At 53.5% G+C, this 19,280-nt stretch carries 20 protein-coding genes and 1 tRNA gene; 14 read left to right on the top strand and 7 right to left on the bottom strand.

Going from position 1 to position 19,280, the window contains the following annotated elements:
* Positions 1 to 72 precede the first annotated feature (72 nt).
* From MCG44_RS10190 to MCG44_RS10140, 11 genes are all read left to right on the top strand, one after another.
* Positions 73 to 507: a DUF5655 domain-containing protein gene (locus MCG44_RS10190; RefSeq protein ID WP_147571410.1), complete on the top strand. Its 435-nt coding sequence runs from the start codon at positions 73 to 75 to the stop codon at positions 505 to 507.
* Between the two features lie 79 nt (positions 508 to 586).
* Positions 587 to 1,969, top strand: a complete 1,383-nt coding sequence (locus tag MCG44_RS10185) for a DUF512 domain-containing protein (RefSeq protein ID WP_240288053.1) — start codon at positions 587 to 589, stop codon at positions 1,967 to 1,969.
* A gap of 172 nt (positions 1,970 to 2,141) precedes the next feature.
* On the top strand, positions 2,142 to 3,467 hold the full coding sequence (gene der, locus MCG44_RS10180) for a ribosome biogenesis GTPase Der (RefSeq protein WP_186851989.1): 1,326 nt from the start codon (positions 2,142 to 2,144) through the stop codon (positions 3,465 to 3,467).
* Between the two features lie 2 nt (positions 3,468 to 3,469).
* Entirely contained in the window at positions 3,470 to 4,159 is a 690-nt protein-coding gene (locus MCG44_RS10175) for a glycerol-3-phosphate acyltransferase (RefSeq protein WP_147571407.1), read from the top strand.
* A gap of 136 nt (positions 4,160 to 4,295) precedes the next feature.
* Entirely contained in the window at positions 4,296 to 5,297 is a 1,002-nt protein-coding gene (locus MCG44_RS10170; RefSeq protein WP_147571406.1) for an NAD(P)H-dependent glycerol-3-phosphate dehydrogenase, read from the top strand.
* Between the two features lie 131 nt (positions 5,298 to 5,428).
* On the top strand, positions 5,429 to 5,824 hold the full coding sequence (locus tag MCG44_RS10165) for a spore cortex-lytic protein (protein WP_147571405.1): 396 nt from the start codon (positions 5,429 to 5,431) through the stop codon (positions 5,822 to 5,824).
* Between the two features lie 9 nt (positions 5,825 to 5,833).
* Positions 5,834 to 7,081: a peptidoglycan-binding protein gene (locus MCG44_RS10160; protein ID WP_147571404.1), complete on the top strand. Its 1,248-nt coding sequence runs from the start codon at positions 5,834 to 5,836 to the stop codon at positions 7,079 to 7,081.
* Positions 7,078 to 7,647: a peptidoglycan-binding domain-containing protein gene (locus MCG44_RS10155; RefSeq protein WP_147571403.1), complete on the top strand. Its 570-nt coding sequence runs from the start codon at positions 7,078 to 7,080 to the stop codon at positions 7,645 to 7,647. The genes MCG44_RS10160 and MCG44_RS10155 overlap by 4 nt, the downstream gene beginning before the upstream one ends.
* Before the next feature lie 113 nt (positions 7,648 to 7,760).
* Positions 7,761 to 7,837 (top strand) — tRNA-Pro (locus tag MCG44_RS10150).
* Between the two features lie 235 nt (positions 7,838 to 8,072).
* Positions 8,073 to 9,209, top strand: coding sequence for a hypothetical protein (locus MCG44_RS10145; RefSeq protein ID WP_240288051.1), 1,137 nt, complete (start codon positions 8,073 to 8,075; stop codon positions 9,207 to 9,209).
* A 71-nt stretch (positions 9,210 to 9,280) separates the two neighbouring features.
* Complete coding sequence (locus MCG44_RS10140; protein ID WP_240288049.1) at positions 9,281 to 9,832, top strand: hypothetical protein; 552 nt, start codon at positions 9,281 to 9,283, stop codon at positions 9,830 to 9,832.
* A gap of 101 nt (positions 9,833 to 9,933) precedes the next feature.
* Here MCG44_RS10140 and MCG44_RS10135 read toward each other — a convergent pair whose 3' ends face one another.
* From MCG44_RS10135 to MCG44_RS10115, 5 genes are all read right to left on the bottom strand, one after another.
* Positions 9,934 to 10,104: a hypothetical protein gene (locus MCG44_RS10135; protein ID WP_240288047.1), complete on the bottom strand. Its 171-nt coding sequence runs from the start codon at positions 10,102 to 10,104 to the stop codon at positions 9,934 to 9,936.
* 13 nt (positions 10,105 to 10,117) lie between these two features.
* Positions 10,118 to 11,419, bottom strand: a complete 1,302-nt coding sequence (locus tag MCG44_RS10130; RefSeq protein WP_240288045.1) for an FtsK/SpoIIIE domain-containing protein — start codon at positions 11,417 to 11,419, stop codon at positions 10,118 to 10,120.
* Positions 11,406 to 12,368: a viral replication protein gene (locus tag MCG44_RS10125; RefSeq protein WP_240288043.1), complete on the bottom strand. Its 963-nt coding sequence runs from the start codon at positions 12,366 to 12,368 to the stop codon at positions 11,406 to 11,408. Before MCG44_RS10125 ends, MCG44_RS10130 begins: the two co-directional genes overlap by 14 nt.
* A 157-nt stretch (positions 12,369 to 12,525) precedes the next feature.
* Positions 12,526 to 12,843: a hypothetical protein gene (locus MCG44_RS10120; protein ID WP_240288042.1), complete on the bottom strand. Its 318-nt coding sequence runs from the start codon at positions 12,841 to 12,843 to the stop codon at positions 12,526 to 12,528.
* Between the two features lie 187 nt (positions 12,844 to 13,030).
* A complete protein-coding gene (locus MCG44_RS10115; protein ID WP_240288040.1) occupies positions 13,031 to 13,411 on the bottom strand; it encodes a helix-turn-helix domain-containing protein in 381 nt (126 codons plus the stop codon).
* A gap of 696 nt (positions 13,412 to 14,107) precedes the next feature.
* Here MCG44_RS10115 and MCG44_RS10110 point away from each other — a divergent pair.
* Positions 14,108 to 14,479, top strand: a complete 372-nt coding sequence (locus tag MCG44_RS10110; RefSeq protein ID WP_240288038.1) for a helix-turn-helix domain-containing protein — start codon at positions 14,108 to 14,110, stop codon at positions 14,477 to 14,479.
* Positions 14,476 to 15,945, top strand: coding sequence for a recombinase family protein (locus MCG44_RS10105; protein ID WP_240288036.1), 1,470 nt, complete (start codon positions 14,476 to 14,478; stop codon positions 15,943 to 15,945). The genes MCG44_RS10110 and MCG44_RS10105 overlap by 4 nt, the downstream gene beginning before the upstream one ends.
* 361 nt (positions 15,946 to 16,306) lie before the next feature.
* On the opposite strand, the gene MCG44_RS10100 is transcribed toward MCG44_RS10105, so the two are convergent.
* The gene (locus MCG44_RS10100) at positions 16,307 to 17,203 is read right to left on the bottom strand and encodes a ribokinase (protein ID WP_240288034.1); all 897 of its coding nucleotides are present in this window, start codon (positions 17,201 to 17,203) and stop codon (positions 16,307 to 16,309) included.
* 57 nt (positions 17,204 to 17,260) lie between these two features.
* Positions 17,261 to 18,091: an IclR family transcriptional regulator gene (locus MCG44_RS10095; RefSeq protein WP_186852134.1), complete on the bottom strand. Its 831-nt coding sequence runs from the start codon at positions 18,089 to 18,091 to the stop codon at positions 17,261 to 17,263.
* 289 nt (positions 18,092 to 18,380) lie between these two features.
* Here MCG44_RS10095 and MCG44_RS10090 point away from each other — a divergent pair, with 289 nt between their 5' ends.
* On the top strand, positions 18,381 to 19,265 hold the full coding sequence (locus MCG44_RS10090; protein WP_186852135.1) for a dihydrodipicolinate synthase family protein: 885 nt from the start codon (positions 18,381 to 18,383) through the stop codon (positions 19,263 to 19,265).
* The last annotated feature ends 15 nt before the right edge of the window (positions 19,266 to 19,280 follow it).

The raw sequence follows: 19,280 nt of genomic DNA, 5'->3' as shown, positions 1-19,280 counted from the left end.
TAAGCATACCATATTATAGGAAAAAAACAAAGGGGTGAATTTTCGTTGACAGAGGGGAGGGATTGGGATAGGATGGAAGTAAAAGGTGCCCAAATTGAGAGAACGGAGGATGGAGCGGTGAACGACCTCTCGGTGGACCTGTTTTTTATGAAACAGCCTGAGCTGCTGCCCCTCTATTTGGAGATTGAGAGGGCTGTCCGGGATAGGCTGGGTGACTTTGAAGTGGTGGTACAGAAGAGCCAGATTACCTGGAAAGGCCCAGGCTCTTTCGCCGCCCTATGGCTGCCCCGGTGGAAAAGGCCGGACGGGCGGATCTATGTGGGGCTGTCTTTTTTTCTGGAATTTCAGGTGGAAAGCCCCCGCATTCCCTACTCGACAGAGCCCTACCCCAACCGCTGGACCCACCACACCTCGGTGGCCGATCTTGGCGAGCTGGATGAGGAGCTAATGGGCTGGCTCTATCTGTCCAAGGAATTTTCCGGGCGCAGGCGGCGGAGAAAGAGCTGAAAATCTTGCAATACCGGGCAACCTATTGTAAAATGATTCGAACGCCCTACGATAGACCCCATAAGGAAGGTGAGCATCCATGAGCATGACGGCTGTGAAGTCAGTAGACCCTAGAAGTCCGGCCCACCGGGCGGGTATCCGGGTGGGGGAAACGCTGACCCACATCAACGGCCACATGATCGTGGACGTGCTGGACTATAAATTTTACAGCTATGATCCCAGGCTGGAAGTGACCCTCCGGGAGCGAGACGGCTCCACCCGCACCCTGCGGATCCGCAAGGGGGAGGGGGAGGACCTGGGGCTGGAATTTGAGACCTATCTGATGGACCGGGCCCGCTCCTGTGCCAACAACTGTATCTTCTGCTTTGTGGACCAGATGCCCCCTGGGATGCGACCCTCTCTCTATTTTAAGGACGACGATGCCCGGCTGTCCTTCCTGATGGGCAATTACCTCACCTTAACGAACCTGTCCCCTCGGGAGGTGCAGCGGATTATCGACCTGCGGATCTCCCCCATCAACGTGTCCGTCCACACCACAGACCGGGCGCTCCGGGCGGAGATGCTGAAGAACCGGCGGGCGGGGGAGAGCATCGATATCATGGAGCGGTTTGCCCAAAACCACATCACCATGAACTGCCAGATCGTATCCTGCCCCGGCATCAACGACGGCCCCGCTCTGGATAAGACATTGCATGACTTGGCGGGGATGTATCCGGCGGTGAACAGCATCTCGGTGGTCCCCGTAGGCGTGACGAAATACCGGGAGGGGCTGTATCCCCTGTCCATTTACAACACAGAGACCGCCGGAGCGGTCATCGACCAGGTGGAGGGCTTTGCCGCCCACCATCTGGAGAGGGCGGGGACCAGGCTGGCGTGGTGCTCGGATGAGTTTTATCTCCTGGCTGGCCGGGAGCTCCCGCCGGAGGAGTATTTTGAGGAGTTTACCCAGCTGGACAACGGGGTGGGGATGCTCACCCTGCTCTCCCGGGAGTTTGGCCGGGCGCTGGACCTGATGGAGCCGGAGGAGATGGCGGGCGCCACCCCGTTTTCCATCGCCACCGGGGTGTCCGCCGCCCCATATTTGGAGAGATTGATTTCCCAGGCCAGGGAGAAATGTGGTAAAATAGAGGGCAGGGTCTATCCCATCGTCAACCACTTCTTTGGAGAGACCATCACGGTGGCCGGACTGGTCACCGGAGGCGATCTGATCCATCAGCTCAAGGGGCGGGAGCTGGGAGAGCGCCTGCTGATCCCGGCCAATATGCTCCGCTCCGGGGAGCGGGTCTTTCTGGACGACGTGTCGGTGGACGATGTGGAGCGGGAACTTGGTGTTCCTGTTGCGGCAGTGGAGCAGGACGGCTATGAGCTGTGCGACGCAATCTGCGGACTGGAGATTACCCCTATGGCCCAACGCCAGAGCCAGGAAGAAACAGAATACTATCAATATAATCAAAGAGTGTAGCGGGGAGCCGAATGTGGAAAGGCCGGCATATTTCAGGCCGCCCCTCGCCGCCGCGAAGGCCGCTTCTCCCATAACGACGTCTGGGCATTTTTTGCTGCATTCTCTTGCGCCTCCTCCCCACATCAAACCCGATTTGCTGGGCTTTGATAGGGGCATATGAAAGGATGATTACATGAAACCTCTTGTTGCTATTGTAGGCAGACCAAATGTCGGTAAGTCCATGCTCTTTAACAAGTTGTGCGGCCAGCGGCTGTCTATCGTGGAGGACACCCCCGGCGTCACCCGGGACCGGCTGTACGCCCAGTGTGAGTGGAGAAATCGCACCTTTGATATTGTGGATACCGGCGGCATCGAGCCGGGCACCGACGACCAGATCCTGGCCTTCATGCGGGAGCAGGCGGAGATCGCCATCTCCACCGCCACGGTCATTGTCTTTGTGTGCGACATCAAGACCGGAATGACCGCCTCCGATCAGGAGGTGGCCAATATGCTCCTCCGATCGGGCAAGCCGGTGATCTTGGCAGTCAATAAGGCAGACCAGACCGGGCGGGAGAACCCGGATATCTATGAATTTTATAACCTTGGGCTGGGCGATCCCATTGCCGTGTCCGCCCTCCATGGCCACGGCACCGGCGATCTGCTGGACGCCTGCTTCCAGTTCTTCCCCGAGGAGGAGGACGAGGAGGAGGACGACGACGTCATCAAGGTGGCAGTTATCGGAAAGCCCAACGTGGGAAAATCCTCTCTGGTCAACCGCATTTTGGGAGAGGAGCGGGTCATTGTATCCAACGTGGCAGGCACCACCCGGGATGCTGTGGACAGCGCGTTTGAGAACCAGCACGGAAAATATCTCTTTATCGACACCGCCGGGATGCGGAAGAAGTCCAGGGTGGATGACCGGATCGAGAAGTTCTCCGTCCTGCGCTCCACCATGGCCATCGAGCGCAGCGATGTGTGCCTGATCATGATCGACGCCCAGGAGGGAGTCACTGAGCAGGATACCAAGGTGGCCGGATTGGCCCACGAGGCGGGTAAGGCGTGCATTATTGTGGTCAACAAGTGGGACGCCATCGAGAAGGACGGCAAGACCATGGACAAGATGCGTCAGGAGGTCATGCGGGACCTGTCTTATATGACCTACGCCCCTATTGTCTTTATTTCCGCATTGACCGGCCAGCGGGTGGACCGGCTCTTTGAGCTTATTAACTATGTCAACGACCAGTCCGCCATGCGCATCACCACTGGAATGCTCAACTCGGTCCTGGCCGACGCCACCGCCCGGGTCCAGCCTCCCACAGACAAGGGGCGGAGGTTGAAGATCTATTATATGACACAGGTGGGCATCCGTCCGCCCCACTTCGTCTGCTTCTGCAACGACGCCCGGCTGTTCCACTTCTCCTATCAGCGATATCTGGAAAATCAGATCCGCTCCACCTTCGGCCTGGAGGGCACCCCTGTCCGGCTGACCGTGCGGCAGCGCAGCGATAAGGAGGAGTGATAATGGGTTCCGCGATTTTATTTTTCCTCACCCGGATGGATTTTTGGATCGTGGCAGTCATCTCTTATTTCTGCGGCTGCTTCAATGGGGCGGTGATCGTATCCAAATATATCCTGCGGGACGACGTGCGAAACCACGGAAGCGGCAACGCGGGGCTGACCAATTTCTACCGTACCTTCGGCGGCCCATTGACCTTTGTGGTTATTCTCACCGATGTGCTAAAGGCAGTGGTGGCCATTCTGATCGCGGTTAAAATTGGCGGCGGATATGACCCGCGCATCATGCCGGACTTCCCTTTGGATGGTGCTACGGTCGCCTATTATGTAGTCCTGTTCAAGTATTGGGCGGGCCTGTTCTGCCTGTTGGGCCATATGTTTCCCTGTATGTTCCACTTCAAGGGGGGTAAGGGCATCCTGTCCGGAGGAACCATCGCCATCATGATCGACTGGCGGATCGCTCTGGTCGTGTGGGGCGGCTTTCTCATCCTGGCCGTCCTCACTCGATATGTGTCCCTGGGTTCGGTGTGGGCTGGGGCCTCCTTCCCTGTGGCCACTTGGTTTGTTTACCAAGACTGGGTCATCACCCTGTTGGGGCTGCTGCTCGGCGGGCTGGTGGTCTATATGCACCGGGCCAATATCAAGCGGCTGCTCTCCGGAACGGAAAATAAGTTTTCTCTGCGTAAAAAGAAATGATATGACCGCGGGGGCGGCCCCATGGAGCTGCCCGCCCGGGGGCGCATCGTGCTGTGCCCCTACGAAATGAGACCGTGAACTGGAGGGCCGTCGTGGACACTGGCCCCTACAATATTACATTGGGAGGTAAACTCTGATGAAGATCACCGTAGTAGGCAGCGGCGCCTGGGGGACTGCCCTGGCCCTGCTGTTACTGGAAAACGGAAACGATGTCACTCTCTGGTCTTATCACCAGGAGGAGTCTAACCGGATGCGGGACACCCATGAGAACCCCATGCTCAAGGGAGTGCCTCTGCCGGAGGAACTGAAACTGACCACCGACCTATCCTCGGTCAAGGGATGTGGTCTGGTGGTGCTGGCAACGCCCTCCTTCGCTGTTCGAGCCACCGCAGCCCAGCTGCGGGAGCTGGTGGACCCAGGGACCATTGTTGTATCGGTGTCCAAGGGAATTGAAAAGGATACCTCGCTCCGTCTGAGTCAGGTCATCGAGGAGGAGCTTCAGGGCAAATGCCCTGTGGTGGTGCTGTCTGGGCCCTCCCACGCGGAGGAGGTGGGGCGCCGTATCCCTACCGGCGTGGTGGCGGCGGCGGACGAGCTGTCTGTAGCCCAAAAGGTCCAGGACCTGTTCATGAACCCCCGCTTCCGTGTCTATACCAGCGATGATAAGGTGGGCACCGAGATCTGCGCCGCCCTGAAGAACGTCATCGCCCTGTGCGCTGGCTGCTGTGACGGGATGGGCTATGGGGACAACACCAAGGCCCTGCTTATGACAAGGGGACTGGCCGAGATGGCCCGGCTGGGCGTGGCCCTGGGGGGCAGAAAGGAGACGTTTACCGGCCTGGCTGGCGTAGGCGATCTCATCGTCACCTGTACCTCCATGCACTCCAGGAACCGCCGGTGCGGTATCCTGTTGGGCCAGGGCAAAGAGATTCATGAGGCCATGCAGGAGGTGGGCGCCGTGGTGGAGGGCTACTACGCTGCTGCTAATGCCCAGGCCCTGGCGGAAAAGGCCGGAGTGGAGATGCCGATTGCCCAAGCCGCCTATGAGGTGCTCTACCAGGGCCGAGATGTCCACGCGGTCATCACGGACCTGATGGGCCGCGCCAAGCGGTCCGAACTGGATGAGAGCTGGAGCTAAGATCAAAAGCTAAAAGCCGCCTGTTTTTATAACAGGCGGCTTTTTTTACCACCCCGAAGCACAACAACCTGTACGCCGACATAGTATGGGGAAAACAGAAGCGGGCAGAACCCGCGGACAGGAGGGCGCATATGGACGATATTGGTACATTGATTATCAGGGTTTATACCTCGCGGGCACAGATTCCAATTAGCGGAGCCACCGTGGTGGTCACCCATGAGGGGAAGGGGGGCAGGCGGGAGCTGCTCTCCCTCCAGGTCACGGACAGCAGCGGAGCCATTCTTCCGCTCCAGATATCGACTCCGCTGCTGGGAGAGAGTACCGCCCCGCATACAGATGGCCCCGTTCCATTTGCCATATGCAGCGTGTGGGCGGAGCATCCCGGATACGCTATGCTCCAGGTAGATGGAGTCCAGATATTCCCAGGGGTGGAAACGACCCAGGACATGGAGCTGATTCCGCTGGCCGAGGGCCAGTCCAGCCTCCAGGTAAGGGACCAGCGGGAGATCACCGCCCAGAGCCTGTGAGGTGGAACAATGCCGGTCATCATCACTCCTTATATCCCAACCAACATTACGGTCCATCTGGGGCTGCCCAGTCAGTGGGCGGAAAACATCACGGTCAGCTTCCCGGACTATGTGAAAAATGTGGCCTCCAGCGAGATATACCCTACCTGGGAGCTGTCGGCCATCCGGGCCAATGTGTTGGCAATCATCTCCTTTGCTCTCAACCGGGTGTACACGGAGTACTACCGCAGCCGGGGCTATGAGTTTGATATTACCTCCACCACCCAGTACGACCAGAAATTCATCCGGGGGCGCAACTTCTTTGACAGCATCAGCCGGGTAGTGGATGAGATCTTTAACGACTATATCCGCCGTCGGGGGTTTGTAGAGCCTTTGGCCGCCAAATTTTGCAATGGGACCACCAGCACCTGCGACGGACTGTCCCAATGGGGCAGCCAGGACATGGCGAAGCAGGGAGCAAACTCTATGGAGATCCTCTACCGCTACTACGGCGACGATATCGAGCTGGTGGTGGAAGCGCCGATCCAGGATATGACTCGCTCCTATCCCGGCTACCCCCTGCGGTTGGGGTCAGCGGGGGAGGAGGTCGTAGCGATTCAGACCATGATTAACCGCATCTCGCAAAATTATCCCGCGATTCCCAAAATTAGGCCGGTTACCGGCGCTTTTAATGAGAAGACAGAGGAGGCCGTCAGAAAATTCCAGCGGATATTCAATTTAACCGCGGACGGAATCGTGGGAAAGGCAACCTGGTATAAAATGGTCTCTCTCTATGTAGGTGTCACCAAACTGGCTGAACTTATCAGCGAGGGCCAGACCTTTTATGGGATCGAGTTCCAGTTCCCTGGGACTCTGCGGGAGGGGGATACTGGTCCTGAGGTCCGAGTCCTGCAATATATGCTGGCCGTGATGGCGCAGTTCGACGAGGCGTTGCTGCCCATCGAGGTAGACGGGGACTTTGGACACAACACAACCCAGGCTGTCCGGCAATACCAGGGCCTGGTTGGGCTTACGATTGATGGGGTGGTTGGGGAGGTCACTTGGAACTCCATCTATGGCCACTTTGCTCTGGCGGACCAGTTCATGCGCCGGGATATGGTCCGTTTCCCCAGAACAGCCACTGAGATTATGCCGGCCTCGGTTATCAATGTAGGCTCGGATGCTAGCAGCTATGCCGACACCCCACGGGTCGGGCAATTTCCAGGGGAAACTGTGCGGTTTGGCCAGACGGACCGGAGAGGAGAGGTGTTGGTATGACACGGGATGAACTGGAGCGGGAATTGCTGGCACAGCCGGTCAGAAGCCTGCAGTATATGCTGCGGAGGCTGTCGCTGCAATATCCCTTCCTGCCTGAGATTGTGGCGGATGGTGTGTTTGGCGAGCGGACGCTGGAGGCGGTGATGCTCTTTCAACGGGAGCTCCATCCTCCAGTGACCGGTATGGTGGACGAGGAAACTTGGAACGACATCCGGGAGCGGTGGATCCTTCTGGAGCGGAAGCTGGCAGAGCCCCGGCCGGTGCGCCTGTTCCCCGGACAGGAAGCCCGGGTCTATCCAGGAAATGAGCAGGAGTTCCTAATCATTCCACAGGCGATGCTCCGAATACTGGCCCGATATTTCGATGGGATTACGGCAGATCAGGCAGACGGGCTTCATGGGCCTGCTTCGGTGGCCAATACCCGCTGGCTCCAGAGGGCGGCGGGGCTAGAGGAGAGCGGAATTATGGACCGGCAGACCTGGGAATTGCTGGGCCGCCTGTACGAGATGTTTGTGGTCAAAGAGAGAAAACAGCAGGACAGCAGCCGCTATCAGGGCAGGGGGTGAGCTCCCTGCCCAAAAAATAAAATGAAAAAAGTTGAAAAAGGGGCTTGCTTTTTTTTCTCCGGTATGCTAATATATACAAGCTGTCTGACTGATGAAAATTCTGGCAGCTCTTTCCGGGTGTGGCGAAGTTTGGTATCGCGCTTGAATGGGGTTCAAGAGGCCCCGAGTTCGAATCTCGGCACTCGGACCAAACAATGATAATCCGAACTACATTATCCAAGTGGGTAATGTGTTCGGATTTATCATTTCTATCGAAAGCATTCTGTGACGAGGAAAAGCAAGGAGAGGGATCTTTCTCTCCTTGCTTTTTTATTTGTGCTGCTGTATACTTTTAACAAAATAAGCGGAACAAAATCCTAGAAATATCGTCTAAATATTCAGTAGAGACTATAAATAAATGAAAGCAAATGGAAAGGAGATATCTCATGAAAAAAAGCAGTATTCTCATCATTATAGGTCTCTCTTTGTTCATTGCAGCAGGATGCAGTAACACTGATGAACAAGTATCGGGAAATCTAACACCTGCCCCTGGCAAATTGAGTGTGTCTGATTTGAATGAAATCCTTGCTAATTTAGAACTGACCGAAAGCACGTTAACTTATTATGGTGAAACGACTAATACCTGCAAAGCCAACTTTGCAATTCGCGTCGAAAGCTACATTGAGAAATTACAAGATTTTACATGGGAGGAATATCATATCCCGACCGAATGGGACGGAAGTGATGGATATCGCTGTGTATTTACAACTCCCGGTATTTCTCTCACTGCCTATCAGTGTGGCTATGATAATGAATGTCTCCTCCGTGTAAAAACAGAATGTGGTGACGGAATATTCATCCTCCCTTTCATCGGAGATGAAAAGTCTTACACTACTGAACAGGTAAGTTGGATGCTCTGGGACACCTTTGAACAATGGTATCAAGAAGCGTACACAGCAGAACTGTACAACGGTCATGCAGGAGTGTCTCTCACAGCGGATGAACTAGATTGGTTTATGGAGTATACTGCATCCGAGAGAAGCACCTATGACGAAGAATGGGACGGTTTTATTTGCGGTGCCACGCCCATCAGCTGCTTCTTCACCTCCCGATACAGCGATCCCAGGGACATGGATGCGGGAGCGTTCCTCTACTATTGTCCTGACCAGGGGATTCTGGAAGCCGGGGACGAAGCAGAGTTCCGCATCGTGCAGGAAAAGGCGGACTGGCGTGTCGGCGAAGACAACCACCTTGCCTCCCTGGAGGAAATGCCAGTACCCTGTCATCGACTGCCCCGCAACTATATCAATGAGATTTTGACGAAATATGCGGGGATTACGGTGGAGGAAATGCACACTGATTGGTTGAAAGAATCTTTTTACATCCCGGAAACTGACTGCTTCTATACATTCTCCAGTGACTTTGGCCCCGGAATGTTCATCCCACGCTACGGCGAAAAAAATGGCGGCATTGTTACGTTATGGGGTGCTCCCAGTGCGGAAAGTGGAATCTCGGATATGCTGGTACTCCAGAAGAACGGCGAAAATTGGCATATTCTCTCGCATCAGCCCTCTACTGAGTGAGTATATAAAGAAATAATTGCACAGTCTTTAATAGCGGGAAGTATAGAAGCTGGTAGTTTCGGAGGAAATGTATGAGAAAAGTATTTTCTGTCATTCTGGCTCTTATAATGATGGTTGCAGTATTCGGCTGCACAGCAAAAAAGCAGTCCGTTGCCGAGCATAGTCTTTTTCCTGAATATGAAATAGTAGATTGGAATGTGGTCAGCATTAATCCGTCAGATTATGGAATTACCTACGAGATGCTGGCATTTATTGAACCACCCAATTTTTCGGAATTCACACTTGCTAAACTCTGTGCGTATCATCTATATACTGATGGAGCTGGTGCAGAAGGCTCTGGGGATACTCTGTATAAACGATTCATGGATGCTCCCACCAAAGTATTGAATTATTTTGCTCTGATTGGTGACCAAGTAGCACGGGGAGGACAATCCGGAAACGAAACTGCCGTTAGGGAGCTTTGCCGCGAGATTGCAAGTGCTGATGTGTTTTGGTATGGGAATACTCAAGAATTCAGTTCAATTATTGAACAGTACCAAAAAATCTATCCCAGCGGGAATATTTCAGAGATATTGACCTTGCTGCAAGAGGAGCATGATGCAGCTATTGAGCGATGTCCTTGAAAAAATTGTGCAGTATTGCTTCGTTTTTCTTTTTACTCTTAAGATGTGCCAAATAAGTCAAGGCGGGAGCAGTTTACTGCATATTCCCGCCTTGATTACATCTATTCTTGTTGTTTGCCCCGCTGTTGTGATTTCCACTCGGCAAACTCCCGCTGTCCTTCCTCGCTTTCGAAAAACGCCTGTATCTCCGGGAGCAGGACACGGGCCAGTGCTTCCACCTCGTGATAGGGAATCCCGGTGCCGTGGTCATTGGGCTTCTTTTTCCGTGGCATGATATTACCCCCGTTAGAGCTGCCCCTCATCGAGCAGATAGCCCTGGAACACAGTACCGTCCCCCGTGATGAAGCGTCCCCTTGCGTCCTTGGGAATCTGTTCTGCGGCACTGGTGTTGTCCAGAATGATCTGAGAGAGGATATTGTCCGCCCTGCCGCATACTCGGAAATCCATGTTGTTCTTGACTTGACCAGGAATTACATTTGCGTCCGGGCGCTGGGTGGCAAGAATGAGGTGGATACCAAACGCCCGCCCCAGCCGCGCAATCGTTGCAAGCCTGCTCTCGATCTGTGCCAGCAGTTCCTTGTCCCCTTTGCTCCGTCCTGTTCTGTCAAGCACCTCTGCCACCTCGTCACAGCCGAACACAAGCCGGGGAAGGTTCTCTCCCGTGGCTTCGTTGTAGGCGTCAAGGTTGGGACATCCCGTTTTCGCCAAAAGTCCTTTGCGTTGCTCTAATTCCTTTACAAGATTGTCTAGGGTGTCCAGTAGTTCGGCCTCGGTGAAGCACATCCGGCATTTTTCGTGCCAGACTTTCGAGAAGTCCACGCCGCCCTTGAAATCGGCTATATAGACCTCGGCTCCCTTGTGAAGCGCCTGCATGAGCAGGAGTTTCAGCAGGACACTCTTGCCGCTCCCTGTGGAACCACCCAGCAGGATATGGGGGATGTGAGCGAGGTTGACGGTCACAGGCCCCAGCAGACTTTCACCCAGCGTCAGAACGAAACTGTCTGATGAGAGGTAACTATCGCTCCACCGCAGAATATCCGGTAAACTGGTTCGGGTGGGAGCTGCATAGACCAGCACCCGACTTCTGCTCTTGCCATAGATGATTTTTATGATAGAAACGTCCAAGGCCGCTTCCAATGCTGCCTGCTTCTCCTCCCAGACTGCGAGGGGGATGCTCTGATTTCTAAACTCCCATACTGTCACACGGGGATGCTCTTTGTCCTGCCGCTTTCGCAGCAGTTCAGGTACCATCTCGGCACGGTTGACCAGTCCAATGCTCCGTAGTTGGTCTTGGGCTGTCTTTCTGCCAAAAGGGTATATCATGAGGACAGCCAGCACAGCGCCGCCCACGATGAGGTAAGCGGGAACAACATGGGTCATTGCGGCCAGCATGATGGGAGACATAAATTCCACGCTCTGAGCATAGGCGCTGACCGCCTCTTGCTTGCTCCATACCCACGCCATTCCAGCGAGATACAGAGCTACGAACAGCAGCTTGACAGCCAAATCAGGAACGCCGCTTAGACGCTGCCAGAAATTACGCCAGACAGTCCGGCGCTGGATGTTGAACTTATCATTTTGGGTCACAGGGAAAGCCCCCTTTCTTCCGCTGGACGGTGGAGCCGTCCGGCAGGTATTCGATCACATTGTGGATACGCCGGAGGAACGCATACCATGTTTCCAACTGGTAACGCTGGATTTCCTGATACTGTGCCTCCAAAGGGATATTACTTGTGAGATAGACTGTGGTATAACAGGCCACCCGGTCATTATAGCGAGCCGGGAGCATGATGGGATAAATATCCAGATAGTTGAGCATGGCGCTGATGGGGATTTGAGAATGGAATTCTTCAAAGACCAGTACCTCCTGACCACGGTAGGAATCAAAGCGGACGCCATTTTTTCCGCCATAGTCGGTGATACGGCAAATGCTTTTAGGGTTGTGGCGCTCAAAAATTCCACGGGTCTTGCCCGTTCCACTGGCACCAAAGAGATAGGTCACTTCCACCTGCCGCATGATGGTACTGTAAGTATCCTCTAAGATAGACTGGCGTACAGTTTCAATCTCCCGGTAATGGTAGAAACGGTCAGGATTGTCCTCCACCGCCTCCAAGGAGGTCATGCCCTCCCGGAGAGATTGAAGGAGCCTGTATTTATCCGGCGAGGCCTCTTCTTTTTCTGTGGGGAGGTCCCCCCATTCCTCAAAGGTGCCAGAGACAGAAGTCTCCGACTTGTCCGTTTCGGCCCACTTGCCGGATTTAGTGATGTAGTCCCGGTTATCTCTTGCGCTGCCGTATGCCTTTTCCAAGTGCGCCGTCGGAAAGCGATTTTTGAGCGTACCGAAGCGCATGGGCGAGGGAGAATACAGGAAGATATGCGTGTGATATGTCCCGGTTGTTGCGATCTCGTCAGCCATACAGAAATAGGCCGGAGAAAATCGGTGCAGTATTTCCCGGATAGCGGCGTGGTCAAGTCCAGCCTCCAATGGGTTGTTAATGACCAGCGACCACTTGCGGGATTGTGTATTGTTTCCCATGTTGGCCTCCTTTGTTGTTGCTACATGCTACATGGTTGCCATAAGGGTAATACTAACCCTTATGGCAACGGGGGCGGCGCTGACGCTGCCGCCGGGGGACATTTTTCTTGAGGAAAAATATCTGATCCCCGTCTGCGCCCCAGCGCCGCCCATAGCATTAGGTCTTGGGAGTTACCAGATGGATACCCGTGGCCTTAGCTCCCACACGATAGTCACCCTTGGACCAGTAGATGAACACTTCAAGGTTGTCGAAGCGCACTTCCACATAACCGTCCGGGGCCTCTGCCTGCTGCTGTCCGTCAATGCGTACATCGACTTTATCCAAGCCCTTTTCAGGGAGGGCGACAGAGTAGCGGTAGCCGAGGACGGTATCGGTACGCTTACCATCCTTGTACTCATACGCCGGGGACACATCCACCAGCCACAGCTTGTCCCCAAGGCTCTTGGGCGAGATAATCAAATCGGAAATTTTCATGGCAATAATCCTTTCTTTACAGCGTAGATGCGCTATCCATAGATTGACAGGTACAGAACACTCGGCCTCGTGTTGTGCCTATCATAGCACCCGGAATTGCCCTAAAATTTCACGGATGAAATTCCAGCGAAATTTTTCAAAAAAATTTACCGCCGTTCCCCTTGCTGCCGGGAACGGCGGTATTTCATCATATTTTCGTCTCTATCAATGGGAAACCGTGGCCTTGTAACCGACAATTAAGGCGGACAATGCCTTCTCTGTTTTCCAGTGCCGCATCATAGCAGACAAGTTCGGGATAGATGGCATAACGCAGCTTGTCCCGTCCCTGCTTGCCCCATTGCAAGACAATGGAAATCTTGTTTATATCCAGTTCTGTCCACTCAAAAGAGTCTCCGGGTTCCGTGCTGTCTCGCATGATCCGGCTGATCTTGGCTTCAGATATACCCGTTTCCTCTGCCAAAAATTTTTGTGTCATACCGAGTTCTTTCATGCGTTTCCTTATCAACCTTGCCGGGGTTGATGCTTCATCTTTATAACCAGGGCTTTGCTTTGGCTGTTTCCATGCCAAAGCCTGTCCCTCTGGTTATAATCTACTTATGCGGGCTTATTGCCGGAGGTGGTCTGTAAGTGTTGATACTTCCAAATGCTATGGGCAATCATACAAGTGTAGTCCATAGCCACCACCTCCTTTCGTGAATACGCTTTTGGTGAATAGTTCCTATCCACCTCCGACGCAAAGCCCATTCACTAATCAAAGCTGTCTGGCACAGTCGAGACTGCGCCGTTCATCTGTCCCGCAGATATTGGGTTGGCAAGTGCAGCAAACTTTTCCCATCTGCATCTTGGGAGTAGTTGGGGCGTTTCCACCCTCCGCATAGTTTCTCCATGCCGTCCATAGGACGGCGTCCTCGTTGTGCGCCGCAAAAGCGGCTCTCTCATTCGACTAATGGTTTCAATTTCAAGAAACATTCTTTTTGACCGCTATTATACACTACCACAGATTTCCTATATATTGATGAATAAACTGTAAATGAATCTATATCTTGTAGTTTCTGCTTCTCTCGCCAGTAGCCCAGGGCACCCCCCTGTCAATGGTCAAGATAAACGGCCTATGTGCCGCCATTGACAGGGGATGTGCCCTGAGCTTTTCGGTAATCAAGGGGTGTCAGCCGCAGGCTGGCTGACACCCGCAAAATGTTTTTAGATTGAGCATTTACAATTATCTTTATTTGTGATATTTTAGATTTAATAGGAGGGATATTTTATGGAGCAGATTGGAAAGCGGCTGCGGGCCTTGCGTGAGGGTGTCCGATTAACGCAGGTGAACATGGCGGAGATTTTGAGTGTCCAGCAATCCCGGATCAACCGCTACGAAACGGGCCAGACCACCCCGGCCCCGGAAATCTTCATCAAGTACGCCGATTATTTCGATGTGTCAATGGATTATCTCTATTGCCGCACAGACGACCCCAGGGGCAAACTCTACGACTACCGGCCCCAGGCGCTGAAAGAGAAAACGGAGCAGAGCCGGGAAATGCGAGAATTTATTGAAATGTGCTTTGACCCGAAAGCCCCCGTCAACAAGCGTCTGAAAGAGGCGCTGTTCCGTATCATGGAGGAGGGAGAGCAGAAATGAAAGCTGTGATCTATGCCCGGTATTCCAGCGATAACCAGCGGGAGGAAAGTATTGAGGGCCAGTTGCGGGAGTGTACGGCCTACTGCAAGAAGAACGATATTACCATTTTACGGACATACATTGACCGGGCCATGTCCGCCAAGACCGACCACCGCCCGGACTTCCAGCGCATGATTAAGGACAGCGCAAAGGGCCTTTTTGATGTTATCATCGTCTGGAAACTTGACCGCTTTGCCCGCAATCGCTACGACAGCGCCCACTATAAAGCCCAGCTTCGGAAATATGGCGTTAAAGTGCTGTCTGCCACGGAGAACATTTCCGAGGGCCCGGAGGGCATTATTCTGGAAAGTATGCTGGAGGGCATGGCGGAATACTACTCCGCCGAACTGTCCGAGAAAGTCATCCGGGGCCATACAGAGAACGCCTTGAAATGCAAGTATAACGGCGGCACCCCCACTTTCGGCTATGTCATCGACAAGGATAAATACTATCAGATCGACCCGCACACCGCCCCTGTGGTGTTGGAGAGCTTTACCCGGTACGCCAATGGAACCACCATGAAAGAGGTCATGCAGTACCTTGTGGAAAGCGGCTTTACCACAGTACGGGGCCGGAAAATCGACCTGAATTTTATTTCCCGTCTGCTGAAAAATCGAAAGTATATCGGGGAATACAGTTACCGCCACATCGTTACCCCTGGCGGCATTCCTGCTATCGTTCCGCAAGACCTGTTCGACAGGGTACAGCAGAGGCTTGAGGTGAACAGGAAAGCGCCAGCCCGTCACAAGGCCGAGGACGATTATCTCTTGACCACAAAACTCTTTTGCGGCACCTGCGGGGCTATGATGGTGGGCGAGAGCGGCACCAGCGCCAGCAAAGGCCGGAAATACCATTATTACCGCTGCGTGAACACCAAGAAAAACAAGACTTGCAGCGCCAAACATAAGAGTGTCCGTAAGCTGCCGTTGGAAAACGCCGTGGTAAGCGCAACGATGGCGAAAGTGATGAATGATGATTTTGTGGAGTACATAGCGGACGCTGTGATGGAGTTGCAGGGCAAGGAAAGCAGCGAACTCCCCGCCCTCCGTCAGCAGTTGGCGGAAACAGAGCGGGGCATAGAAAATATGCTGAACGCTATCCAGATGGGGATTATCAACCAGTCCACGAAACAGCGCCTTGACGAGTTGGAAGAACGGAAAAAGGAAATCGAGCTGCATATCATTCAGGAGGAAATTAAAAAACCCCTGCTCTCCCGTGAAGATGTGACATTCTGGATTTGCCGTTTCCGAAAACTCGATGTGAGCAAACTGGAAGAACGGCGGCGGCTGATTGACAGTTTTGTAAACTCCGTGACCATCTTTGACGATTACATTTTGATAACTTTCAACTACAAAGATGGTGAAACAAGGCTTGATTTTAAGGATATTGAAAGTTCGGATTTACAATCGGTCGGGGGACCAAAGTAGACAAAACCTGTGTATAACTATTGTTATACACAGGTTTTGTGTTTATTAGTGAAGATGCATAAAAATTAGGATAGTACTTACATTTAATTACTGAAAGTATCGTTAAGCAGGTATGAGGAGACTGGCTCTCATTCAAACCTGCTTTTATTTATGCTTTATAAAGTCAGAAAGCGATGAAACTTTTATATAGCTATGATTTGATGAATGGAGACACATCGAAGCAAAGCGGGAGTCTACAGAATATTTCCATAACAAGTTTTCTGGCACAAAATGAGGCAGTACACAAGGGCGGGGCAGGAAAAAACGCAGGCGTTTTGCCTGCGTTTTTCAAACAGATGAGAATCAGATAAAGTCTGCGGCATCATGCCAGAGAGAGGGTGGAGCCGCGCACCTCATCCATTGTAGGGATAGAGGGAGCGGCACCTGGACGGGAGACAGCAATGGCGGCGGCACGGGAGGCGAGGTTCAGACAGGACGGCGCATCCATACCGGCAGCTAAACAGGCTACAAAGTACCCCGTGAAGGTATCTCCGGCAGCTGTGGTGTCTACAGCCTTGGTACGGTAAACGCCTTGGCTGATTCGCTGTGTGCCGTCATCATATATGCATCCACGGCTCCCTAGCGTGAGCAGCAGCTGGCAGGAGGGCCAGCGGCTGCGCAGTATATCCAGAATCTGCCCCTCCTCGCTGGTGCCGGCTAGGGCGGCCCCCTCAATTTCGTTGAAAACCAGAAGCGAGACAAGATGCAGGGGGAGGGTGGAGATATGTTCGTCAATGGGGGAGGGGTTGAATACGATGGACAGGCCCTTTTTGGCGCCCTGTTCCATGATGTAATCCAGGCAGTTGATTTCGTTTTGCACAATCAGGTAGTCACCGGGACCAAAGCCTTCCAGAGCCAGGTCCACCTCCTGGTGTGTGATCTTCTGATTGCTGCCGCCATATAGCAGGATACAATTTTGTCCCTGGGAATCCACCTGGATAATAGTGTGGCCGCTGGGGCCGCTGCTGAGTGAGATGAGGGAGGTGTCGACACCGCTGGAAGCTAGTGTGTCGGCCAAAAGCTGTCCATCCGGCCCAATTTTTCCAGCGTGACAGACGGTGGCCCCTGCCCGGGCAGAGGCGATTGACTGGTTAAGTCCTTTCCCGCCGCAGTTGACATCCCGGCTGCAGGAGGCGAGGGTCTCTCCTGGAGCAACGAAGTGGGGGACATGATAGACATAATCCAGATTTAGGGAGCCGTAACTGAGGATACGAGACATAAGCGACCATCCTTTCAGAATTCAAAGGTACAGATCGACCAGACAACATCCGGCCATTCAGTTGGAGGCCAACTGAATGGCGGGAAATAGGTGGGCGCACTGGGTCAGTGTGTTGCAGGCCCTGGCCAGTAGGTCGGAGTATTGATCTACTACTTCGGGTGTGATAGAGATGGCGGGGCCGGAAATACTGATGGCACCCGCCACGTCTCCACGTCCGGTGCGGATGGCCATGGCTACGCACTTTACACCCATGGTTTCCTCCTCATTATCCAGTGCATATCCCTTACGGCGGTATGTGGCAAGTGCCTCCATCAGTTGGTCGTGGTCGGTGATGGTGTTCTGTGTGATGGGAGGCAGGCCATGCTTGCGAATGATGGCTTCCACCTGTTCGGTGGGCATTTGACTGAGCATGGCCTTCCCGCAGCCGGTACAGTGCATGGGGAGTGTTTTGCCGGAGACGGAGTATGAGATGGAGCGCCGGCTGGGATAGACGCACTCCATATAGAACACCTTGCCGTCAATATGGGAGGTAAGGTAGATGATGTCTCCGGTGGCGGACTGCAGGTCCTCCATCACAGGGATGGCATACTGGGCCACAGGACTGCCTGCCTGGGCGCAGTAGCTGAGCTGCATGACCTTGTACCCAAGGCGGTAGGCCTGGCCGTCCCGGATACGCAGCAGATAGCCGGCTTCCTCCAGCGTGCGAATCTGGTTGAGCAGTGTGCTTTTGGGCATGGATAGCAGCCGGCTGATCTGGGCCAATGTCAGTTCAGTCCTGGCAGGAGAAAAACAGTCTAGAATCCGCAGCGCTTTGGCGGTAGACGTGACTCTACTGCTGACAGTAGAGGCGGATTCCATCTCAGCGGAATCCCCTTTTAAAAGAATCATGGTGCAACATCCTTTGCAATCCATATTGAAGAAAAATGCCCGCGATTGGTCCAAATAAAATACAGATGCAGAGGCATTTACATCTGCTATCGTATATTATCCTAACCTCCATTGACGTATTTGTCAAATGGAAAGTGAAAAAGAGAACAAATATTCCAAAAATAATAAAACTATATTGACAATGATAACTAGCCGTGCTAAAATCCAAATAAAGTGTGAAATAACTGAATAATCATTCAGCAATACTGAACACAAAAGCATTTTATCCTATTGTTGGGAGGAGAGAAACTTGAAGAAACTATATGGTGTCATCACCGCCATGACTACCCCCTTTACCGCAGACGGGAAGGTAGATACGGCGGCGCTGGAGGAGCAGACAGAATACCTGATTGAAAAGGGCATTCAGTGTCTGTATCCCTGCGGAACGACGGGGGAGATGTACCTCATGTCCGCGGAGGAGCGAGAACTGGTGGCCGAGACCGTTGTGAAAAAGGCTGCGGGACGAGTTACAGTGTTCATCCACGTGGGTGCAATGACGGTGGACGAGACCATTCGCCTGGCCCAGCACGCCCACAAAATTGGTGCCGACGGCGTGGGCGTCGTTACCCCCAGCTACTTTACGGTAAACGATCGGGCCATGGTGGAGTACTACAAGACCGTGTGCGCCGCCCTGCCTGATGACTTCCCGGTATATGTGTACGTCATTCCCCAGCTGGCGCATAACGACATCAGCGCTGCCACGATGGAGCAGATTGCGGCTGCCTGCAAGAATGTGGTGGGCGTCAAGTACAGCTTCGCCGATATGCGTCGCATCAACGAATATCTGCAAGTGCGAAATGGAAACTTCTCTGTGGTGCCCGGCGCGGACGACCTGTTCCTGCCTGCCCTGGTGTGCGGCTGCGACGGTGTTGTCTCCGGCTGCTCCGGCCCATTCCCCGAAGCCTTTGTAGCGGTCTACAAGGCATTCCAGAGCGGCGATCTGGAGGGAGCCCGCAAGGCGCAGGTGGCCGCTACCGAGTTGGTCAAGCTGATGCAGTTTGGCGGAGACATGTCCATCTTTAAAAACATCCTTACCTTCCGCGGTGTGACAGGAGGACATATGCGCAAGCCCCTGCTGGACCTGACCGACGAGCAGGTTGCCCAGCTGAAGCAGCAAGTTGCTCCCTACATTTAATTCTTACCTTGTATT

Source organism: Lawsonibacter sp. OA9, from assembly GCF_022440585.1.
The sequence above is the reverse complement of the archived record's forward strand: the minus strand, read 5'-3'. Positions and strand labels throughout refer to the sequence as shown.

Excerpts from the sequence above, each read along its gene's own strand:
- MCG44_RS10155 (WP_147571403.1), top strand. The coding sequence starts at position 7,078 with ATGACACGGGATGAACTGGAGCGGGAATTGCTGGCACAGCCGGTCAGA.
- MCG44_RS10170 (WP_147571406.1), top strand. The coding sequence starts at position 4,296 with ATGAAGATCACCGTAGTAGGCAGCGGCGCCTGGGGGACTGCCCTGGCC.
- MCG44_RS10165 (WP_147571405.1), top strand. The coding sequence starts at position 5,429 with ATGGACGATATTGGTACATTGATTATCAGGGTTTATACCTCGCGGGCA.
- MCG44_RS10125 (WP_240288043.1), bottom strand. The coding sequence starts at position 12,368 with ATGGGAAACAATACACAATCCCGCAAGTGGTCGCTGGTCATTAACAAC.
- MCG44_RS10145 (WP_240288051.1), top strand. The coding sequence starts at position 8,073 with ATGAAAAAAAGCAGTATTCTCATCATTATAGGTCTCTCTTTGTTCATT.
- der (WP_186851989.1), top strand. The coding sequence starts at position 2,142 with ATGAAACCTCTTGTTGCTATTGTAGGCAGACCAAATGTCGGTAAGTCC.
- MCG44_RS10185 (WP_240288053.1), top strand. The coding sequence starts at position 587 with ATGAGCATGACGGCTGTGAAGTCAGTAGACCCTAGAAGTCCGGCCCAC.
- MCG44_RS10160 (WP_147571404.1), top strand. The coding sequence starts at position 5,834 with ATGCCGGTCATCATCACTCCTTATATCCCAACCAACATTACGGTCCAT.
- MCG44_RS10105 (WP_240288036.1), top strand. The coding sequence starts at position 14,476 with ATGAAAGCTGTGATCTATGCCCGGTATTCCAGCGATAACCAGCGGGAG.
- MCG44_RS10100 (WP_240288034.1), bottom strand. The coding sequence starts at position 17,203 with ATGTCTCGTATCCTCAGTTACGGCTCCCTAAATCTGGATTATGTCTAT.
- MCG44_RS10095 (WP_186852134.1), bottom strand. The coding sequence starts at position 18,091 with ATGATTCTTTTAAAAGGGGATTCCGCTGAGATGGAATCCGCCTCTACT.
- MCG44_RS10110 (WP_240288038.1), top strand. The coding sequence starts at position 14,108 with ATGGAGCAGATTGGAAAGCGGCTGCGGGCCTTGCGTGAGGGTGTCCGA.
- MCG44_RS10120 (WP_240288042.1), bottom strand. The coding sequence starts at position 12,843 with ATGAAAATTTCCGATTTGATTATCTCGCCCAAGAGCCTTGGGGACAAG.
- MCG44_RS10190 (WP_147571410.1), top strand. The coding sequence starts at position 73 with ATGGAAGTAAAAGGTGCCCAAATTGAGAGAACGGAGGATGGAGCGGTG.
- MCG44_RS10140 (WP_240288049.1), top strand. The coding sequence starts at position 9,281 with ATGAGAAAAGTATTTTCTGTCATTCTGGCTCTTATAATGATGGTTGCA.
- MCG44_RS10175 (WP_147571407.1), top strand. The coding sequence starts at position 3,470 with ATGGGTTCCGCGATTTTATTTTTCCTCACCCGGATGGATTTTTGGATC.
- MCG44_RS10135 (WP_240288047.1), bottom strand. The coding sequence starts at position 10,104 with ATGCCACGGAAAAAGAAGCCCAATGACCACGGCACCGGGATTCCCTAT.